This is a genomic window from Dolomitihabitans soli (assembly GCF_022213955.1).
Classification (GTDB): domain Bacteria; phylum Actinomycetota; class Actinomycetes; order Streptosporangiales; family Streptosporangiaceae; genus Streptosporangium_A; species Streptosporangium_A soli.
Genome location: NZ_JAKNTW010000030.1, coordinates 72,853 through 89,601 on the forward strand (window position 1 = coordinate 72,853; position 16,749 = coordinate 89,601).

A 16,749-nucleotide genomic window follows, 5' to 3' on the forward strand; every position below is an offset into this window, starting at 1 on the left:
GCATCACCAAGTGCATAGGTTAGGCTGAGTCCCGGCGAGAGGGTGAGATGGCAGGCAGAAGGCGCTGGTCGACCGAGGAGATCCTGGATGCGGCGGCGGAGTTGCTGCGCACGGGCGACGCCGATTCGTTCAGCGTGCGCAAGCTCGCGGCAGTGCTCGGCACCGATTCCTCCAGCCTTTACCGGCACTTCCGCAGCAAGACTGAACTGCTGCGAGCGGTCGCCGACCGGATCCTCCTGGCCGCTATGGACGGCTACCGGCCCGAGGGTGACTGGAAGCAGCGCATCATGACCCTGGCCCTGCGCGTGAGAGAGGCCTTCGGTCAGCACCCCCAGCTCGCCGCGGTCTGGGGACGCTACGCCTCAGGCGGTACCGGTTCCCGGCTGGTCATGGAAGAGGTGCTGCAGGCTCTGCGCGCGTCGGGACTGCCCGACGAGGAGATCCCAGCGCGCTACCACCGGATCACGGTCCTCGTCGCCGCGTTGATCGCCTCCGAGGCCGGGATCAGCACCGTCACCCCCGAAGAGTACGAACAGGGCATGGAGCTGTTCCGCGTCGCGGTACTCGGCGCCGACCCCGAACACTTCCCGGCCCTGGCCCACTTCGCCCGCGACGTCCGCCCTCTCGGGGTGGACCGCCGCGCCGCGTTCGAAGACATCCTCGCCGTCCAACTCGCCCACATCGAGGCCGCAATCTGCCCGAGCTAGCCAACCGGCTCGGGAGTGTCGGCAAACGGTCGTTACCGGGTCGGTGCTGGCGATGTGGTCGTATGTGATCTCGCGTGGCTAGTCGGTGGGTCCGGAACGTGGACCGTGCCCGGAAGATCACCATTTCAGCGATAGGCTCAAGTTGAGCATGCCGCAGCAGCCTGTTCAGGGTGTCGCGATCACCAGCAAGCTCTGGCGCCGTTGGGGTCTCTTCCCCCCGCCGCGCCCTTCGTCCCGCTCGCCCTGGCCATCACGGCCACCGCCGCCATCGGCATGCTCCTGCTCTGACTAGACCAACCTGGAGAGGACAATCCAGAGCGTCACGGCGGCGAGCCCGACGACAGTGAAGATCGACAGGAGCCGGGAGCGGCAGCCGCGCGCGTTCATGGTGGGCCGGGGTTCCAGCTCGGGCGGCGTCGCCACCTGCTCGGCGCCCGACGACAGCGACACCGAGTCGCCGGGAATGGGGTGCCATCCCGGGTCCTCGTCCACCAGCATGCGAAGCAGCCCGGTGAGCGCCACGGCATGGACGTGTTCCCACTCGGCCTCGCTGATGGGCACGTCGTCGTATCGGCCCTGCAGCGCGTATCCCTCGAACAGGGGAATCGGCCGTCCGTGCCGATCACGCAGCACGGTGTCGCCGTCGACCGGGGTGTCGGAGGCGGCGCGCGTCTGCCGGTAGACCAGCGTGACGAACGAGCCGTTAGCGGTCCTGACGCTCCTCACCCGCCGGCCCGGCCCTGTGGGCTGCCCTGGGCCAGTCTCCGCGGCGGCGAACAGCACGCCCGCCTCCCCGGCCTGCTCGAGGAAGCCAGGCACGACCACCACCTGGAAGCCCAGCTTCCGGCCGCGGCTGATCAGGAACGGCCATCCGACGAGCTGGTCGCTCATGAGAGGTTCACCTCCTGGTCTCGGCGCTCCCAGTCGGCGAGCCCTTCGGCCAGGTCCCATCCCGGACAGTCGTTCTCGAACCTTTGCACGCGCCTGTCGAAGGCGTCCATCAGCAATCTCATGACCTGTTCCGAGTGGGGTGCCAGGGTTCTCACGAAAGCGGCCTGGGCGCTCATGGCCGAGCTCTGCTCCTCGTCGGCATCGCTCTCGGGCGTGTCGCCCTCCGGGTCTGTGGCGCGTTGTGCGGAGCCGGCCCGAAAGGCCGACACCACCAGAGTCGTGACGAACTTGGCGGTGGGCGCGTCGAGGAACCGCAGGAAGATCGCCTCGGTCAGGGGCTCCGCCGTACTCTCGAAGAACGTGCGCCCGAACAGGTGAATCCCTTTACGGGTCCGCCTGCGGCGCATCCGGGCCAGCTTGCGCTCAAGCTTCCTCAGCGTCGTGGGGCTCAGCAGGGCCATGGCCTGTTCCACCCGGTCCGGCAGGATCACCGCCAGCGGGACGTCGATGTTGATGGGGTTGAGCTCACGGCCCTGCCGTTTGACCATGCGCTCGGATCCGTCGGGTGCCTCCCGCAGCTCGACCACGTCGCGGCCCACCGCCGACAGGGGGATCAGGCGGTTCTTGCCGGACTTGCTCAGCCGGTCGTACAGCAGGCCGCGGAAGATGTTCACCTCGATGAGCCGGTCGCGCACCTCGCGCAGCGTGTACCCGGCGTCGGCCAGGAGATCCCATTTGGTCAGCACGACCTGCATGGGGCACCGGGGCCGCTGTGCCTGCTGGATGATGGGGACCAGGCTCTGGTTGACGTACTCCTCTCCCCGGGGTTCGCCGCGCAGCAGCGCCAGGATCTCGCGCCCGTCGAGCATGACGATGATCGCGTGAGCGCTCGCGACCCTCTCGTCGAGCTCGTCCCCCAGCTCCGCCCGCGTCCTGGCGTCCCTCAGCAGTTCACCCGGGTAGTCGTAGAAACGGAGCCTGAGCACCTCTATCTGCTCGCCGCCGATGGACACCCGGCAGCTGAAGTCAAGGTCGCGATGGATCGAGCTGGTCGACTCCGGCCAGTCGAGGCCGGGCTTGTTCACCTCCTGGGCCAGGAAGTTCAGCGTCTGCGCGACGTGCAGGTGCGTGCTGATGACGTACCCGCGCCGCGCGTAGTCCGCGAACAGCGCCTTGTACAGCATGGCGAGGTAGACCGTCTTGCCCGCCCCTTCCGTGCCCAGCGTCATGACGGGAAGCAGGGGGGTGTCGTGCTCTGCCACGGTGCAGCCTCCAGACCACTACGCCGATCATTCTCAACAGCGCACGAATGTTCAAGCATCTGCGAAGATCAACCGTACAGAGTGAGCATCGTTGATCAAACTCCTACTGGAGGCCGACCTCCCGGTACTCCGCGACCGGCGAGCCGGGGTTGGTGTCGCGTCCGTTGACGCCGAGGGGACGAGGCCGTCCCTCTTTCACCGGATGTAACCGGGCCGTCCGCGAACTGGCGACCATCTACTCGACCGCCCCTGTCGGGCCCCGCCTAACCCTGGAGAAATCCTCTGTGTCACACAATGTGACACCAACCCCGGTTCGCCGTTCCACTACCCGTGGCGGGATCAACTCCCCTTGTGCTGCCGCATCGCCTGCTCGCGAAGGGCGTGGATGAGCGTCGTGACGTGGGGCCGGTCGCTACGGCTGATTGCGGCGACGCCGATGTGCCGGATCGGCGTCGGCGACTTGATCGGGACGGTGCATAGGCCGGGGATCTCCGGGGCGAGCACAATAGAGGGGATCAGGGAGATTCCCACGCCTACGGCGACAAGCGAGCGGGCGAAGAAGTAGTCGGTGGTGGTGCCGCGCACATCCGGATCGAAGCCGGCACGCTCGGCGTAGCGGCGCAGGTATGTCTCGGTCTTCAGGCAGCCGAGCACCCAGGGTTCCGCTGCCAGCTCGGCGAGGTCGAGCGCGTCGCGGTTGGCGAGTCGATGCCCTTGCGGCAGGACGACGTGCAGAGGGTCTTCCAGGAGCGGTGTCCACTCCAGGCTGGAGCTGGGGCCCGGCCCAACGGGCAGCGGGCCGTCGAAGTGGTAGGCAAGGGCGAGGTCCACGGCGCCCTGACGGACGAGCGGCAGGGTGTTTTCGGGTTCGCCCTCCCTGACGTGGAGCACGGTGCGGGGATGGACTGCCATGAGCCGGGCGAGAGCAGCGGGCAGCAGGAGCCTGCCGCCGCTGGTGAAGGTGGCGACGGTGAGTTGGGTACGGCCGGTGCTGAGCTGGGCGACCTGCTGTTGCGCGTGTTCGAGCTCTGCGGCGACGGTTTCGGCGGCGCCGACCATGATCTGGCCGGCCTGGGTGAGGGTGACGCCGCGGGTGCTGCGGGCGACGACCTGGGCGCCGAGGCTGCGCTCCAGGGCGGCCACGTGCTGGGAGACGGCCGAGGGAGTGAGGCGGAGAGCCGTGGCCGCCTGGTTGAAGCTGCCGTGCTCCGCCACCGCCCGCAGAACGCGGAGCCGCTGCACATCGATCAACAGTTTTCCTTAATGCCTATCCAGTAAGCCAGGACTTCTGCTGATGACGATAGGGCTCCAGAGTGAGGGGATGCAAAAGATCTGCGTCATCGGCGGAAGCCGGTACTTCGGAAAGCTCCTGGTGAAGCGCCTGCAGGCCGGGGGCCACCGGGTCACTGTGATCAACCGCGGCTCCACGCCGCCGCCCGCCGGTGTCGAGCACCTCGTTGTCGACCGAAACGACGAGACCGCCCTGACGGCCGCGCTCGACTCCCGCACCTTCGACGTCGTGGTGGACCAGGTCTGTTACACCCCGGTGCAGGCCGCTATCGCCGCCCGCGCCTTTGCCGGCCGCGCCCGGCGCTACGTCATGACCTCCACGATCGAGGTCTATGACCCCGCGACCGCCGCGTTGCCGGCTGTGCCTTCGGGAACGCCGGTGCCGGAGGAGATCGTGGACCCGGCCACCTGGCTGGTGGCCATGGACCTTCCTTGGCACGACGAGGTGTACCTGGAGGCGCACTACGCCGAGGGCAAGCGACAGGCGGAGGCCGTCTTCGCCCGCGCCGGCAGCTTCGAGTTCGCCAGTGTGCGCAGCGCCCATGTGCTCGGCGGCGGCGCGCAGGAGTTCACCGGCCGGCTGGCGCACTACACCGGGCGCATCACCAAGGGCGATGAGATCGCTGTACACGCGAAGGCGCTGCCCACGGTCTTCATCCACTACCAGGAGCTGGCGGACCTGCTGCTGTGGGCTGCCACAGCCGGCTTCACCGGTCCGGTCAACGCCTGCTCCGACGGCGCGCTCGATGTACACCACCTCGCCGCGATCATCGCCACGCAGACCGGCCGGGAGCCCGTCTACAGGACCGTCGCCGCGGACGAGGAGGCTTCGGCGTTCTCCTTCGACCGCCACTACGCCATGAGCAACGACCGCGCGAAGGCACTGGGCTTCTCCTTCAGCCACACCACCGACTGGCTGCCCGGCGCCGTCGCCGAAACCCTCACCACCGAGCCGTCACCCGCCGCGAGGAACTGAGCCGCCATGCAGTACCGCACCATCGCCCACACCGCCGTCAGCGCCATCGGCCTGGGCGCCATGCCGCTGTCCATCGAGCACCGCCCGGACGAGACGCGGGCCATCGCCACCGTCCACGCCGCCCTCGACGCCGGCGTCACGCTCATCGACACCGCCGACAGCTACCACTGGCACGCCGGCGAGGCGGGACACAACGAGCTGCTGATCGCCCGCGCCCTGGCCCGTTACAGTGGCGACACCTCCGGCGTCCTGGTGGCCACCAAGGGCGGCCGCGGCCGCCCCGGCGACGGCAGCTGGACCATCACCGCCAGCCCCGCTCATCTCAAGCAGGCTGCCGAGGCCTCTGCCAAGCGCCTGGGCGTCGACGCGATCGGCCTGTACCAGCTGCACAAGCCGGACCCGGCCGTGCCCTGGGCGGAGTCCGTCGGCGCGTTGCGCGAGCTACTCGACGCCGGCACGATCCGCGCCGCGGGAATCTCCAACGTCACCACCGCCCAGATCCGCCAGGCGCATCAGATCCTCGGTGACGGACTCGTGTCCGTGCAGAACCAGTACTCACCCGCCGTCCGTGACAGCGAGCCAGAGCTGCGGCTGAGCACAGAGCTGGGTCTGGCCTTTCTGCCTTGGAGCCCACTCGGTGGCATCTCCCGCAGCTCCCTCGACGGGCCCTCCGGCCCCACCTCCGTCGGCACCGCCTTCCACCACATCGCAGCCGAGCGCGACGTCAGCCCGCAGCAGATCGCCCTGGCCTGGCTGCTCGCCCGCTCTCCGGCCGTGATCCCGGTACCGGGAGCCGGCCGCCCGCTCTCCATCACCGACTCGGCCAAGGCCGCGGAGCTCACGCTGAGTACGGAGGAGCTGGCGCAGTTGGAGGACGCTCTGCCGGGCTGAGGAGGGTCACGGGTCGCTTGCCGGCCTTGACCGAGGACGATTGAAGCCCGTCAACGCCGAGTCCGACGGGTGCGACATGCTCAACTGGATTCCGGCCTCGACGTCGTCCAGGCCCATGTGGCCGGCCTTGCTGTGGTGGAAAGAGGTGTCCATGACGAGTGCTGAGCTTGCGCGGGCGAGTTCTTCCACCGCGGGGCAGCACACGGTGTCACCGGTGTATCCCAGGCGGGTGCCGGCTTCGTCGGTGATCAGGTAGCCCAGCTGGGTGGGCAGAGCGCGGATGGTGTACCCGTTGCCGGACCAGTCGCCGCCACGGTCGTCGAATTCGATGAAGCGGCGGCGGGTGTTGGTCTTCACGTTCGGCCAGGCACCGGGTAGGCCAGCGCGAAGAGCTGCTCCACCCGTTGGGCGAATCCGGTGGGCCCGATGAGTTCCAGGAACAGGAAGATCTGCGCGGCGCCTCCCAATGGGCGTCAACAGGGTGTTGACGCCCAATGTTTCAGGCGTTGCCGACCGGCGCCGGGCAGACTCGGCAACGCGTGGCGCCTGGGTGCGCGTCTGGAAGGAGTCGAATACGACCCGTATACCGAGCAGCGCGGCCCGTCTCACCCCGCCCGAACGGATCTATGACCCCGGGTCTCATGGGGTTGCTGAGGGCTGTGAGGTCAGCCTCACGAACTGGTGAAGTAGTCGTTGCTCGGGTACCACATCTGCGTGATCGGCTCGTTGCTCGACCAGTTCACCGGCCCGTAGAGAGCACGGGCGCTGCCGGATGCATCCACAACCTTGAGCCGTGCTGGGATGGCCTGTCCGCCGCTGGCGACGATGACGGGCTGACCATCGCGGTACTCGATTGCCAGGGTCGCGATGTCCTCGGGTGTGACGTCGGCTGCCGGAATCAGCGTGGGCTGGGGTGCTGTGGGGGTCCATTGGGCGGGGGCCGGCCCCTTTGAGTTGGGCGTGGTCTCGGACATGGCTGCCTCCTTTTCGCTTCGCCGCCGTGGGAGTTCGGTCTCCCCCGCACCGGCAACGACTAAAAGTGACGCCATATCAACGATGAGTAGTCGAAAGGGTGGTCGTGCGCATCTGGCGACGACCTGCGGCCCCGAACCCGAAACGGCCCGCCCCCGATGGCGGGGGCGGGCCCGGCCTCGCACTCGGCGCCCCCCGGGCCGAGGTCTTACCCGGCGGCCGGGGCGGTCACCGGAGCCGAGTCCTGCTCGGTGATGTCGGCGCCCTGCTGGGAGGCGGCCGGGCGTTCGGGAAGCAGTTCGACACCCGAACCGGGCGGGTACTCGCCGGTGACGTAGGAGGCGACGTTGAACCCGAGCGGGCTGGCGCCCGAGGCCGCTGCCCCGTCCGCGCGCAGCGGGGTGAGCTCGTCGGTGCGCGACCACAGGCACCCCGCCGACCCGCCCGGGGTCGAGATCGTCTGGCGCTTGGTGGTGTTGGAGAACGTCGTGATGCTGCTGCGGCGCTCATAGCCGGTCTCGATCGACACGCTCGTGGACACGCTCGCGCTGACCGCCTTGAACGCGACCCCGGCCTCCACCGTGACGCTCATCCCGGTCTTCTGGGAGTAGGCGTTGCTCTCCTCCCGCGACACTCCGGTCTGTACGTCCACCCCTTGCTGGCCCGGCTGGCTGCCCCTGCGGTTGTCGTGGTAGGTCTGCAAGGTGTAGAAGCGGGTGCGCTCCAGTGTGTAGAACGGCGAATGTTCGACCTTCCACGGCTCCTCGCGACCGTTGTCGGTGACCATGGTGTAGGGGACGACCACCCTGCGGTCCACCACCGCCGTGGTGTAGCGCGGCGGCTCCTCGAAGGAGGTCATCTCCGGCGTCGCGGGGCCGTTCTTCTTCTCCACCGCCGCGGGCAGGTCCAGCGCCCAGGTGGCCGGGGTCGGGCCCGGCTTGTCGTAGGAGGCCACGGCGGTCACCAGCCCCGGGGCGATGATGATCCGCTCCTGGTCGTCGTTGCCCGGATACGGCGGGGCCTGCACGTTCCACACCGACACATCCGCGTCGGCGCCGGACCCCTTGTCCCACCACACCATCGAACCGACATCGCCGCGCCGGACCAGGTCCTGGCGTACGCACACCATGTGGCCCGCGGCCGGCTTGGCCCACGACCCCGTCCACAGATCGCCCAGCGCGACGTACCCGGACGGTGGCACCGGCCGCCACACCGCCCCGTCGGCGTCCGCGCCGCTGCCCGCATCCTTCCAGATCAGCTGGAAGTCGACCGGAGGCTTGAGTGCGCCCGAGCCTTGCTGGGCCTCGCGCACCACCAGGCCCCCCTCCTTGCCGGCGATGTTGTTGAAGTGGGAGCGGCCCATCGACCCGAGGTGGCGCCAGTTGCCGCCCAGCTCCTCGGTCAGGGGCCGCCAGAACGCTCCGTTCTTGTCCGCCCCGGAGCCTCCGTCGTGCCAGGACCTTTGGAGGCGCGTGGTGAACCCGATCTCCAAGGGACCGTATCGCTGCGTGATCATCCGACACCCTTTCGCTTCGCCGCCGCGGGAGTTCGTTCTCCCACACCGAAAACTACTAAGAGTGACTCTATAGCAACGATGAGTAGTCAAAGGGGATGGTCGTGCGCATCTGGCGATCGTGCGTACGTTCTCGGCCAACTGCCGGGTGACCCGCCCCGAAATCGTGCGGAGGAAGGACTCGGGGCAAGCTCGGGGATCAGCTTGGCATGTGTAGGGCATTGGTGCCCCTGACGGCTTGACATGCCCGAGCGGCCGACGTTCATTGGCGTTTAGGTACGGCGGGAGGTCGTTCGGCGAGGAGGACCCATGGCGCTGCTGCAGATCGACGCGACCAGCGAGGTACTGACCGGCCTGTCAGAGGTCGAGGAACTTTACGTGGTCAAGCCCTCGCTGGAGAGCCTGGGCGCGGATCGCTATCGCGTGGGGGGCTACGCGGCGGAATCGGTGATTCCCGACCTGGAGGCACGAGGCTGCGTGGTGACGGTGATGATGAGCACCGACGCCATCGAGCGGTTCAACCGGCAGGTCGAGGACTCCATCGCCCCGTCTTCGCCGGACGTGTGAGGTGCCAGCTCCCTATCCAGACATCAAGGCACCCCTTCTTCCCCACCAGATAGAGGACGCCCTGGCCGACCTCGCCGTGACCTTCCCCACCTTGTGCACCCGGACGGTTTTCGCCGGCAAGACGTTCAAGAACAAGTCGCAGAGCTACATCAAGATCGCGAAAGGTGGCGGCGTCCGCCCTGCCGTACTGGTCACCGGAGGTGTGCACGCCCGGGAGTGGGCACCGCCGGACGCGCTGGTGACGCTGGCCCGGAACCTGCTGGTGGCCTACACCACCGGAGCCGATATCGGCTTTCCGGCGATGGCGGTCACCCCCGTCGGCGGCACGGCGGTGACCTACAAGCCTTGGGCGATCAAGTTCGCCGACGTCAAAGGCATCGTGGAGAACCTCGACCTGTATCTGTTCCCACTGGTCAACCCGGACGGCAGGGAATTCGACCTGACCCCTCCCATCGACGCCATCGGCTGGCGCAAGAACGTCAGCCCCCAGGCCGGCGGGAACATCGGGGTCGACCTGAACCGGAACTTCGACATCATCTGGAAGTTCGAGGACTACTTCGACGTGCCGGTGTACAAGTCGCGGTACGGCAACACCACCCCCGCATCCACCGATCCGGCCGCGGACACCTACCGCGGGCCGGGCAAGCACTCCGAGCAGGAGACGAAGAACGTCGAGTCGCTGCTGGACACCTTGCCGATCGGCTACTACGTCGACGTGCACATGGCCGGGCGGAACATCCTCTACTCCTGGGGTCTGGAGGAGAACGGCGACGTCCCGACGATGACGTTCCAGAACGCGGTCTTCAACGGCACGCGTGACGGGCTGCCCAAGGGGGACTCCAAACTGCCGGTCGGCCGGACCGACTACCAGGAGTACTTACCGGACGACCCGCCGCACCGGATCCGGTCCCGTGGCAAGTTCGGCGCCGACATCATGCGCGACGCGATCCTGCGATCGGCGGGCGGCGGCGCCCTGCCGGCTTCGGGCACCCCGCAGTGGACCCACTCGTTGTACGTCTCCGGGCAGAGCGCGTTCCTGTACCTGCCGGTGGGCGGCGGTCCCAACTCGGGATGCTCCGACGACTACGCCTGCAGCCGCCAGTTCCTCAACCCGGCACGGCAACCCCTCTTCGCCTACACGCTGGAGATGGGACACCTCGAGGAGCAGTTCTTCCACTGTGACTACCGGGACGTCCCCGGCCATTTCCGGAAGATCAACAGAGAGATCCACGCGGCGCTGTTCGGCCTTTTCAAGGTCGTCGTGACCTCGGCGCAGCCGACGCCACCGGAGCCACCGCTGCAAAGGGTGTGCCTGATCGCGACCGCGACCCTGGGCGACCCCGCTCACCCGGACGTGCGATATCTGCGGCATCTGCGCGACGAACGACTGCGGGCCACCCCGGCTGGAGCCAAGGCCGCCGACCTGCTCGACCGGGTCTACTACAGCTTCAGCCCGGCGGTGGCCCGGCATCTGGAAGGCCATCCCCGGGCCCGGGCCATCGTCCGGGCCCTCGTCATCCGTCCCCTCGTCGCCGCGCTGCGGCGCCTGTTCGGCCCGATGGCACCGGACCGGCCACCGGATCCGCCGGACGACGGCAAGAAACAGGAACAGGCACAGGAACAGGCCGATGCCCGAGAGCGGCGACAGGCCGACGGCCCAGGGCCCGCGCAGGCCGACGGCCAAGGGGGGATCCGCTGATGGCAGGCACCGCCGAACGGCTGGCCGTCGAACTGGGCCGGCTGCTCGAACCGATCGCCGAACGGCTCGCCGCCGGGCAGATCGCCGAACTGTTCGCCGAGCTCGGCCTGCCGGTGCCCCCCGCGGTGGCGCAGGCCCCGGGCGTCACCTCCGCCGTCGCCTCCGCCGGCGCCGAACTCACCGCGTTGCCACCGAAGATCACCGCGCTGGCCGACGCGCTCACCGGCGGCGACGCGGGCGACATCGCCGACGCGCTGGCCACCCTGCTGCCCGCCGTGGCCGCAGCGTTCACCGCGTGCCGGGCACTCGCCGCCGCGGTGCGGACCGCGGTCCAGGGCGGCGGCGTGGTCTCCGCCCCGGTGCAGGCGGTGCTCGCCGACCTGCCGCAGCGGATGATCGACCTCAGCGCGGTCACCTACCTCGTCACCCGGCATCCCGCGGCGGGCCGCCCGCTGATCCTGCTCGGGCTGCTCGACGAACTGGAGGTGACCGCCGACGGCGATCGGCCCGCGTACCTGCTCCGCCGGGTCCGGCTGGACCGGCTCGGCACACTCCTCAACGACCCGGCGCAGGCGCTGGCCCAGCTCTACCGCTGGGGCGACCCGGCGCTGGACACCGGACTGCTGCTCAACCGGGTCCGCGACCTGCTCAGCGATCTGGGCCTCCCGGTCGTGGTGACCCCTGACGTGGACGGGCGGCCCGAACTGGCCGCCTTCTTCTTCCGGTTGACGCCGGTCACCGGCCTGCCACCGGGCACCCCCACTCCGCTGGAACTGGTGCTGGACGCGTTCGATCTCACCGGGCTGGACATCCCCCTGCCCATCGGGCGGAACTGGGCGGCCCATCTGCACAGCACCGGCAACCTCAACCTGGGCGCGGCGTTGCGGATCGAGCCACCGGCCACGTTCCGGCCGCAGGCCCCGGCGCCCGGGGTGTCGGGCGAGGTGACCGCCAGGTTCGCCCGGCTGCCTGCCGGTCCCGGGCCGATCCTGTTGTTCGGCCAGGCCACCGGCACCCGGCTGACCGCGGCCTCGGTCCAGGCGTCGTTCGGCGCGGCCTTCGCCGCGGACGGCGCCGGGATCAGCGCCAAGCTGGTCCTCGACGCCGCGATCACCTCCGGCAGACTGGTGCTCCAGTTCGGTGGCGCGGACGGGTTCCTCGCCACGGTCCTGCCGGGCACCCTGGAGATCGACTTCGACCTGGGCGCCCGATGGACCGACGAGGACGGGCTGACCCTGCGCGGCGGCGCCGGCCTGGCGGTCATCGTGCCGCTGGCGCTGCGGATCGGCCCGCTGCGGCTGGAGCGCCTCGACCTGTCCATCCAGCCCGGCGCCACCGGAGTCGGCCTGCGGGTGCGACTCACCGGCGGCATCACGCTCGGCCCGTTCGACGCCGCCGTGGAGGGCATCGGCGTGGGCGCCGACCTGGCCGTGCGGGACGGCAACCTGGGCCCGGTGGACCTGACGTTCCGCTTCCTGCCGCCGCTAGGGCTGGGCCTCGCGGTGAACGCGGGTCCGGTCACCGGCGGCGGGTTCATCCGCTACGACGAGCCCACCGGGCGGTACGGCGGGCTGCTCGCCCTCAAGCTCGGCATCGTCGGTGTGCAGGCCGCCGGGCTGCTGGACACCCGGATGCCGGGCGGCGCCCCCGGCTACGCGCTGCTGATCCTGATGCGGGCCACCTTCCCGCCGATCCAGCTCGGCTTCGGCCTGGCGCTGTCGTCGGTGGGCGGCCTGCTGGCGCTGAACAGGCAGACCGACGTGGACGCGCTGCGCAACCGGATGATCACCGGCACCGCGGGACGGATCCTCGCCCCCGAGGACCCGGTGCGCAACGCTCCGTTGCTGCTCGCCGACCTGGCCGCGGTGTTCCCGCCGGCTCCCGGCGTGATCGTGGTCGGGCCGACGCTGCAACTGTCCTGGGCCGAGCTGGTCCGGTTCGACCTCGGCGTGTTCATGGAGCTGCCGGGGCCACGGAAGATCATCATCCTGGGCTCGGCCAGGGCCGGCATCGACAACCCCTCCGGCGGGCGACCGTACCTGCAGATCCGGTTGGACGTGCTCGGGGTCATCGACCTGGCCGGCCAGGTCGTCTCGTTCGACGCGGTGCTGGTCGACAGCCATCTGCTGGAGATTCTGGAGTTGACCGGCGGGGCGTCGTTCCGGCTTTCGTGGGGGGCCGAGCCGTACCTGGTGCTGACCGTGGGAGGGTTCCACCCGGCCTACAATCCGGCGCCGTTGGTGTTCCCCTCCGGCCTGACCCGGATCGCGATGACCCGGGGCGCCCCGACCGACATCCTGTACTTCCGGTTCGAGGGCTACTTCGCGGTCACCACCAACACGCTGCAGTTCGGCTCGTCCATCGAGGTGATCATCAATCTGGGCCCGTTCAACGTGCGCGGATTCCTCGCCTTCGACACGCTCATCCGGTTCCAGCCGTTCCACTTCCGGTTCGACGTCCACGCCTCGGTGAAGGTCCGCTGGAAGAGCCGCAACCTCGGCGGTCTCGACCTGTCCGGGGAGGTGTCCGGGCCGGGGCCGGTGATCTTCCACGGCAAGGTCTGCTTCGAGATCCTCTGGTTCGACATCTGCTTCGAGGAGACGTTCAAGCTGGGCTCCTCGACGCCACCCGCGGTAACCCCCGTCGCCTCCGCGGTGGCCGAACTGGCCGGCGAACTCGGCGACCCGGCGAACCTGCGGGCGGTGGGCGGCGCCGACCCGAGGGTGACGGCCGAGCCCGCGAAGAACACCGGACTGCCGGTGATCTCCCCGTTCGGGCAGGTGGCGTGGACACAGCGGCGGGCACCGCTCGACCTGCTCCTGCAACGGTTCGAGGGCGCGCCGCTGGCCCGCCCGGAGACGGTCACCGCGAGCGGGCCGCAGGTCACCACGCCGGAGACCGACTGGTTCGCGCCGGGCAGCTTCACCGAACTCAAGGACGCCGACGCGCTCAACCGGCGCGCGTTCGAACGGCTGCACGCCGGGGTACGGCTGGGCGCCGAGGGCGCCGACGACGGACCGTCCGCGGCGCTGGACGTCACGGTCAAGGTGATCAGGCTCCCCGCTCCACCGATCCTGATCAGGGCGTTCGCGCTGCCGTACTGGCTGCAGTCCGCGGTGGCCGGCCGGATCGGCCCGGCCGAGCGGGCGGCGGTGTCGCCGGCCCTCTCCGTGCGGGACGAGAGCTGGACCGTGCACGCCCCCGGGGGCGGGGTGGCCATGGCCGGGCTGTCCCAGGCCCAGGCGCACCAACTCGCCGTGGTCGGCGGCCACGGCACCGCGGTCGCCGACGCCGACCTCGTCGGCCCCATGTCCTTCTAGTCGCGACGACCTTTCCAGGAGGGTGGCATGGCCGACCAGCGGCTGACGTTTCACGGGTGGGCGCGGGAGCGGATCGCCGGGCTCGCCACCGGCGTCCAGGACGGCCGAGCCAAGGTCACGACCACCGTCACGCTGACCGGCACCGCTCCGGACGGCGCGCCGACCGGTACCGCCACCGGGACCGTCAACTTCCTGCTGGCCGGACCGGCCGACGTGGTGGGGCCTGCACCCGGCGCGATCACCAACCGGTACCCCGCGCCCGGCACCATCGACCACGAGACCGACCGCTGCCCGCACGTGGAGTTCGCCGACGTCACGCTGCCCTGGCGGTACACCCCCGCGCCCCGGCCGGCGGCGGGCACCGGCGGGCAGCACCCGTGGCTGGTGCTCGTCACCGGCCGGCCGGACGTCGAGCTGACCCTGGCCGCGGGCCAGGTGACCCTCACCCCCGGCGTGCAGCAGAAACATCCCCTGGGCGCGGCGGGCGGACACTATCCGTGGGCGCACGTCCAGCAGGACGCCGAAGGGCGGCGGATCGCCCGGGTGCTGTCCGGCTCCCATCCCCTGGAGCCCGGCACCGACTACGTGGCCGTGCTGGTGCCCGCGTTCGACGCCGCCGGGCAACGGAACTGGAACGGCACCGCTCCCGTGAGCGTCCAGGTATACGACTGGTGGGCGTTTCGCACCGCGACTCCCCCCGGCAGTTTCGAGGACCTGGCAGCGCTGCTTCGTCCCGGCGCGGCCAGTCCGGAGACCGGGCGCGCCCCACTCGACTATCCCCGCGTCCCGGAGGCGGGCGACCTGGAGGTCCGGGGCGCGCTGGCCCCGCTGGGCGCCGTCGACGCGCCGCTGCCCGCCGCGGTCTTCAGCGACCTGGACGGCCTGCGCACCCCCGCCAGGGACGACAAGGGCCGCCCCATCGTGGGCCTGCCCCGGTACGGCGAGGCGTGGCGGCTGGGCGCCCCCGAACAGACCGTCTGGGGCGGCACGCTGAACACCGACCCGAGGGACCGCGGCGTCGCCGGTGTCGGCCTGGAGTTGGGCATCCGGCTGCAGGAGGAGCTGTCCGCCGAGGTGAGCGCGTCGGCGGGCGCGCTGGCCGAGGCCCGTCAGCGGATCGCCCAGCTCGTGCTGGGGCTACAGGCCGCGGGCGGGTTGTGGAACCGGCGGATGCCCGCCGACCCGCTGGATCGGTTGTGGCTGCTGGGGCCCGCCCTGGGCCGCGTGGTCACCCCCTCCGGCACGGTCGCCGACCTGGCCACCGCTGCTGACCGTCCGCTGCCGAGCGGCGTGTTCTCCACCGCGCTGCGGCGCATCCTGCGGACCGGCCCGCCGCGTACCCGGCTCACCACACGGGGTCGCGTCCGGCCGAGGGACGTCTTGATCGCGCTGAACGACTGCCCGCGCGAACCGGGTCGCAGCGACGACGGGGTGCCGCTCAGCGAGCACGGCATCGATCCGGCCGACCTGGAAACCAACCGCCAGAAGGCGGTGGAGACCGGGCACGTCGAGCTGGAACCGCTTGCCGGCCAGGCACACGATTTGGCCGCGCGGGCCCATCCGGACCTCCGCGAACTGACTGAGGCGCTCGCCAGACGGCTGGAGCGGAGTCACGCGGACGGCTCACCCGCACCGTGGGCCGTGGCGCTCGCGTCGCTGGCGGCCGCCGCGGCGGTCAGGGACGACAAGGACGCGGTGGAGCGGCTCGCCGTCGCGCTGCGCGACCTGCTGGAGCGCTACCCGCACCCGGCTTCCCCCGAGGACCTGCTCGACCTGCTCCGCGCGTTCGCGCAACCGCCCGCCGACGAGGTTCCGTGCGACCCGGTGGACCTCGGCGCGATGTCCGAGCAGGTCGGTGCCGCCTTCGATCCGACCGGCGTGGACGGCCCCGCGCGGGTCCGGGTGCTGGCCACCGTGACCGGGCTCGACGCGGCCCAGCCGCTGGCCCCGCCGGAGGTGTGCGTGGGCCTGGACCGCCCGGTGTGGAGCGACGTGAACGACGCGTTCGCCGAGTGGCTGCTGCCCGGCGTCGGCGCGCTGCCGGACAACTCGGTGATCGCCTTGGAGACCAACCCCAGGTTCGTGGACTCGCTGCTCGTCGGGCTGAACACGCAACTGCTCGCCGAACTGCGCTGGCGCAACATCCCGGTCGCCACCGGCTGCACCCCGCTGCGGGAGTTCTGGAACCGCCGCGACACCGCCACCGGCCTGCCGGTGGCGGACATCCGCGGCATCCTCACCTGGCCGGACGCCAGCGAACTCGGCACCGCACCGCACCGCCCCGCCGGAGTGTCACAGCGCGACCTGGTGATCGTGTCCCGCGGGCAGCTCTTCCTGCGCTACCCGGCCACCCTGGTCTACCTGGTCACCGCCGAGCACGGCGGAGTTCCGGACTTCGGCCAGGACCCCGACCCCGCCGCGCCGCGCGTGTTCCCCGGCTTCCAGGGGCGGCTCGGCACGGACGTGACCTTCTTCGGCTTCCAGGGCTTCGACCCGGACGCCGTGACGCGGCACTGGCTGGTCTTCGAGGAACCTCCAGCCGGTTACCGGTTCGCCAACGACCAATCCGCCTCCGCGGCCCCGCAGACCTGGGCCGCGGCGAGCTTCGCCCGGCCGGTCCGGGTGCTGATCCGCGGCGACCGGCTCGACCCGGAAGGATGA

General features: G+C 70.3%; 13 protein-coding genes. 7 read left to right on the forward strand and 6 right to left on the reverse strand.

Going from position 1 to position 16,749, the window contains the following annotated elements:
- Nucleotides 1-47: 47 nt before the first annotated feature.
- Nucleotides 48-707 carry a TetR/AcrR family transcriptional regulator gene (locus MBA17_RS38900; protein WP_238502691.1) on the forward strand — a complete coding sequence of 220 codons (660 nt, stop codon included), beginning with the start codon at nucleotides 48-50 and terminating at the stop codon, nucleotides 705-707.
- Between the two features lie 288 nt (nucleotides 708-995).
- Here MBA17_RS38900 and MBA17_RS38905 read toward each other — a convergent pair whose 3' ends face one another.
- The 3 genes from MBA17_RS38905 to MBA17_RS38915 form a co-directional block, all read right to left on the reverse strand.
- Nucleotides 996-1,598, reverse strand: coding sequence for a hypothetical protein (locus MBA17_RS38905; protein WP_238502692.1), 603 nt, complete (start codon nucleotides 1,596-1,598; stop codon nucleotides 996-998).
- The gene (locus tag MBA17_RS38910) at nucleotides 1,595-2,860 is read right to left on the reverse strand and encodes a TRAFAC clade GTPase domain-containing protein (RefSeq protein WP_238502693.1); all 1,266 of its coding nucleotides are present in this window, start codon (nucleotides 2,858-2,860) and stop codon (nucleotides 1,595-1,597) included. The genes MBA17_RS38905 and MBA17_RS38910 overlap by 4 nt, the downstream gene beginning before the upstream one ends.
- Before the next feature lie 339 nt (nucleotides 2,861-3,199).
- Nucleotides 3,200-4,102, reverse strand: coding sequence for a LysR family transcriptional regulator (locus MBA17_RS38915; RefSeq protein WP_238502732.1), 903 nt, complete (start codon nucleotides 4,100-4,102; stop codon nucleotides 3,200-3,202).
- Nucleotides 4,103-4,181: 79 nt separating this feature from the next.
- On the opposite strand from MBA17_RS38915, the gene MBA17_RS38920 reads away from it, so the two are divergent.
- On the forward strand, nucleotides 4,182-5,126 hold the full coding sequence (locus tag MBA17_RS38920; protein WP_238502694.1) for an NAD-dependent epimerase/dehydratase family protein: 945 nt from the start codon (nucleotides 4,182-4,184) through the stop codon (nucleotides 5,124-5,126).
- 6 nt (nucleotides 5,127-5,132) lie between these two features.
- The gene (locus tag MBA17_RS38925; protein ID WP_238502695.1) at nucleotides 5,133-6,017 is read left to right on the forward strand and encodes an aldo/keto reductase; all 885 of its coding nucleotides are present in this window, start codon (nucleotides 5,133-5,135) and stop codon (nucleotides 6,015-6,017) included.
- 6 nt (nucleotides 6,018-6,023) lie between these two features.
- Here MBA17_RS38925 and MBA17_RS38930 read toward each other — a convergent pair whose 3' ends face one another.
- The 3 genes from MBA17_RS38930 to MBA17_RS38940 form a co-directional block, all read right to left on the reverse strand.
- Nucleotides 6,024-6,374 carry an MBL fold metallo-hydrolase gene (locus MBA17_RS38930; protein ID WP_238502696.1) on the reverse strand — a complete coding sequence of 117 codons (351 nt, stop codon included), beginning with the start codon at nucleotides 6,372-6,374 and terminating at the stop codon, nucleotides 6,024-6,026.
- Between the two features lie 314 nt (nucleotides 6,375-6,688).
- On the reverse strand, nucleotides 6,689-6,991 hold the full coding sequence (locus MBA17_RS38935; protein ID WP_238502697.1) for a hypothetical protein: 303 nt from the start codon (nucleotides 6,989-6,991) through the stop codon (nucleotides 6,689-6,691).
- A gap of 206 nt (nucleotides 6,992-7,197) precedes the next feature.
- On the reverse strand, nucleotides 7,198-8,505 hold the full coding sequence (locus tag MBA17_RS38940; RefSeq protein WP_238502698.1) for a Vps62-related protein: 1,308 nt from the start codon (nucleotides 8,503-8,505) through the stop codon (nucleotides 7,198-7,200).
- A gap of 306 nt (nucleotides 8,506-8,811) precedes the next feature.
- On the opposite strand from MBA17_RS38940, the gene MBA17_RS38945 reads away from it, so the two are divergent.
- Genes MBA17_RS38945 through MBA17_RS38960 form a run of 4 tightly spaced genes read left to right on the forward strand, consistent with a single transcriptional unit; the run spans nucleotide 8,812 to nucleotide 16,749 of the window.
- Nucleotides 8,812-9,069 (forward strand): hypothetical protein, encoded by a 258-nt coding sequence (locus tag MBA17_RS38945; protein ID WP_238502700.1) that lies wholly within the window; start codon nucleotides 8,812-8,814, stop codon nucleotides 9,067-9,069.
- A 1-nt stretch (nucleotide 9,070) separates the two neighbouring features.
- Nucleotides 9,071-10,768 (forward strand): M14 family zinc carboxypeptidase, encoded by a 1,698-nt coding sequence (locus MBA17_RS38950; RefSeq protein WP_238502702.1) that lies wholly within the window; start codon nucleotides 9,071-9,073, stop codon nucleotides 10,766-10,768.
- Complete coding sequence (locus MBA17_RS38955) at nucleotides 10,768-14,088, forward strand: DUF6603 domain-containing protein (RefSeq protein WP_238502704.1); 3,321 nt, start codon at nucleotides 10,768-10,770, stop codon at nucleotides 14,086-14,088. The genes MBA17_RS38950 and MBA17_RS38955 overlap by 1 nt, the downstream gene beginning before the upstream one ends.
- A 27-nt stretch (nucleotides 14,089-14,115) precedes the next feature.
- On the forward strand, nucleotides 14,116-16,749 hold the full coding sequence (locus MBA17_RS38960) for a hypothetical protein (protein WP_238502706.1): 2,634 nt from the start codon (nucleotides 14,116-14,118) through the stop codon (nucleotides 16,747-16,749).

Excerpts from the sequence above, each read along its gene's own strand:
- MBA17_RS38900 (WP_238502691.1), top strand. The coding sequence starts at position 48 with ATGGCAGGCAGAAGGCGCTGGTCGACCGAGGAGATCCTGGATGCGGCG.
- MBA17_RS38905 (WP_238502692.1), bottom strand. The coding sequence starts at position 1,598 with ATGAGCGACCAGCTCGTCGGATGGCCGTTCCTGATCAGCCGCGGCCGG.
- MBA17_RS38920 (WP_238502694.1), top strand. The coding sequence starts at position 4,182 with ATGCAAAAGATCTGCGTCATCGGCGGAAGCCGGTACTTCGGAAAGCTC.
- MBA17_RS38925 (WP_238502695.1), top strand. The coding sequence starts at position 5,133 with ATGCAGTACCGCACCATCGCCCACACCGCCGTCAGCGCCATCGGCCTG.
- MBA17_RS38935 (WP_238502697.1), bottom strand. The coding sequence starts at position 6,991 with ATGTCCGAGACCACGCCCAACTCAAAGGGGCCGGCCCCCGCCCAATGG.
- MBA17_RS38940 (WP_238502698.1), bottom strand. The coding sequence starts at position 8,505 with ATGATCACGCAGCGATACGGTCCCTTGGAGATCGGGTTCACCACGCGC.
- MBA17_RS38945 (WP_238502700.1), top strand. The coding sequence starts at position 8,812 with ATGGCGCTGCTGCAGATCGACGCGACCAGCGAGGTACTGACCGGCCTG.
- MBA17_RS38955 (WP_238502704.1), top strand. The coding sequence starts at position 10,768 with ATGGCAGGCACCGCCGAACGGCTGGCCGTCGAACTGGGCCGGCTGCTC.
- MBA17_RS38960 (WP_238502706.1), top strand. The coding sequence starts at position 14,116 with ATGGCCGACCAGCGGCTGACGTTTCACGGGTGGGCGCGGGAGCGGATC.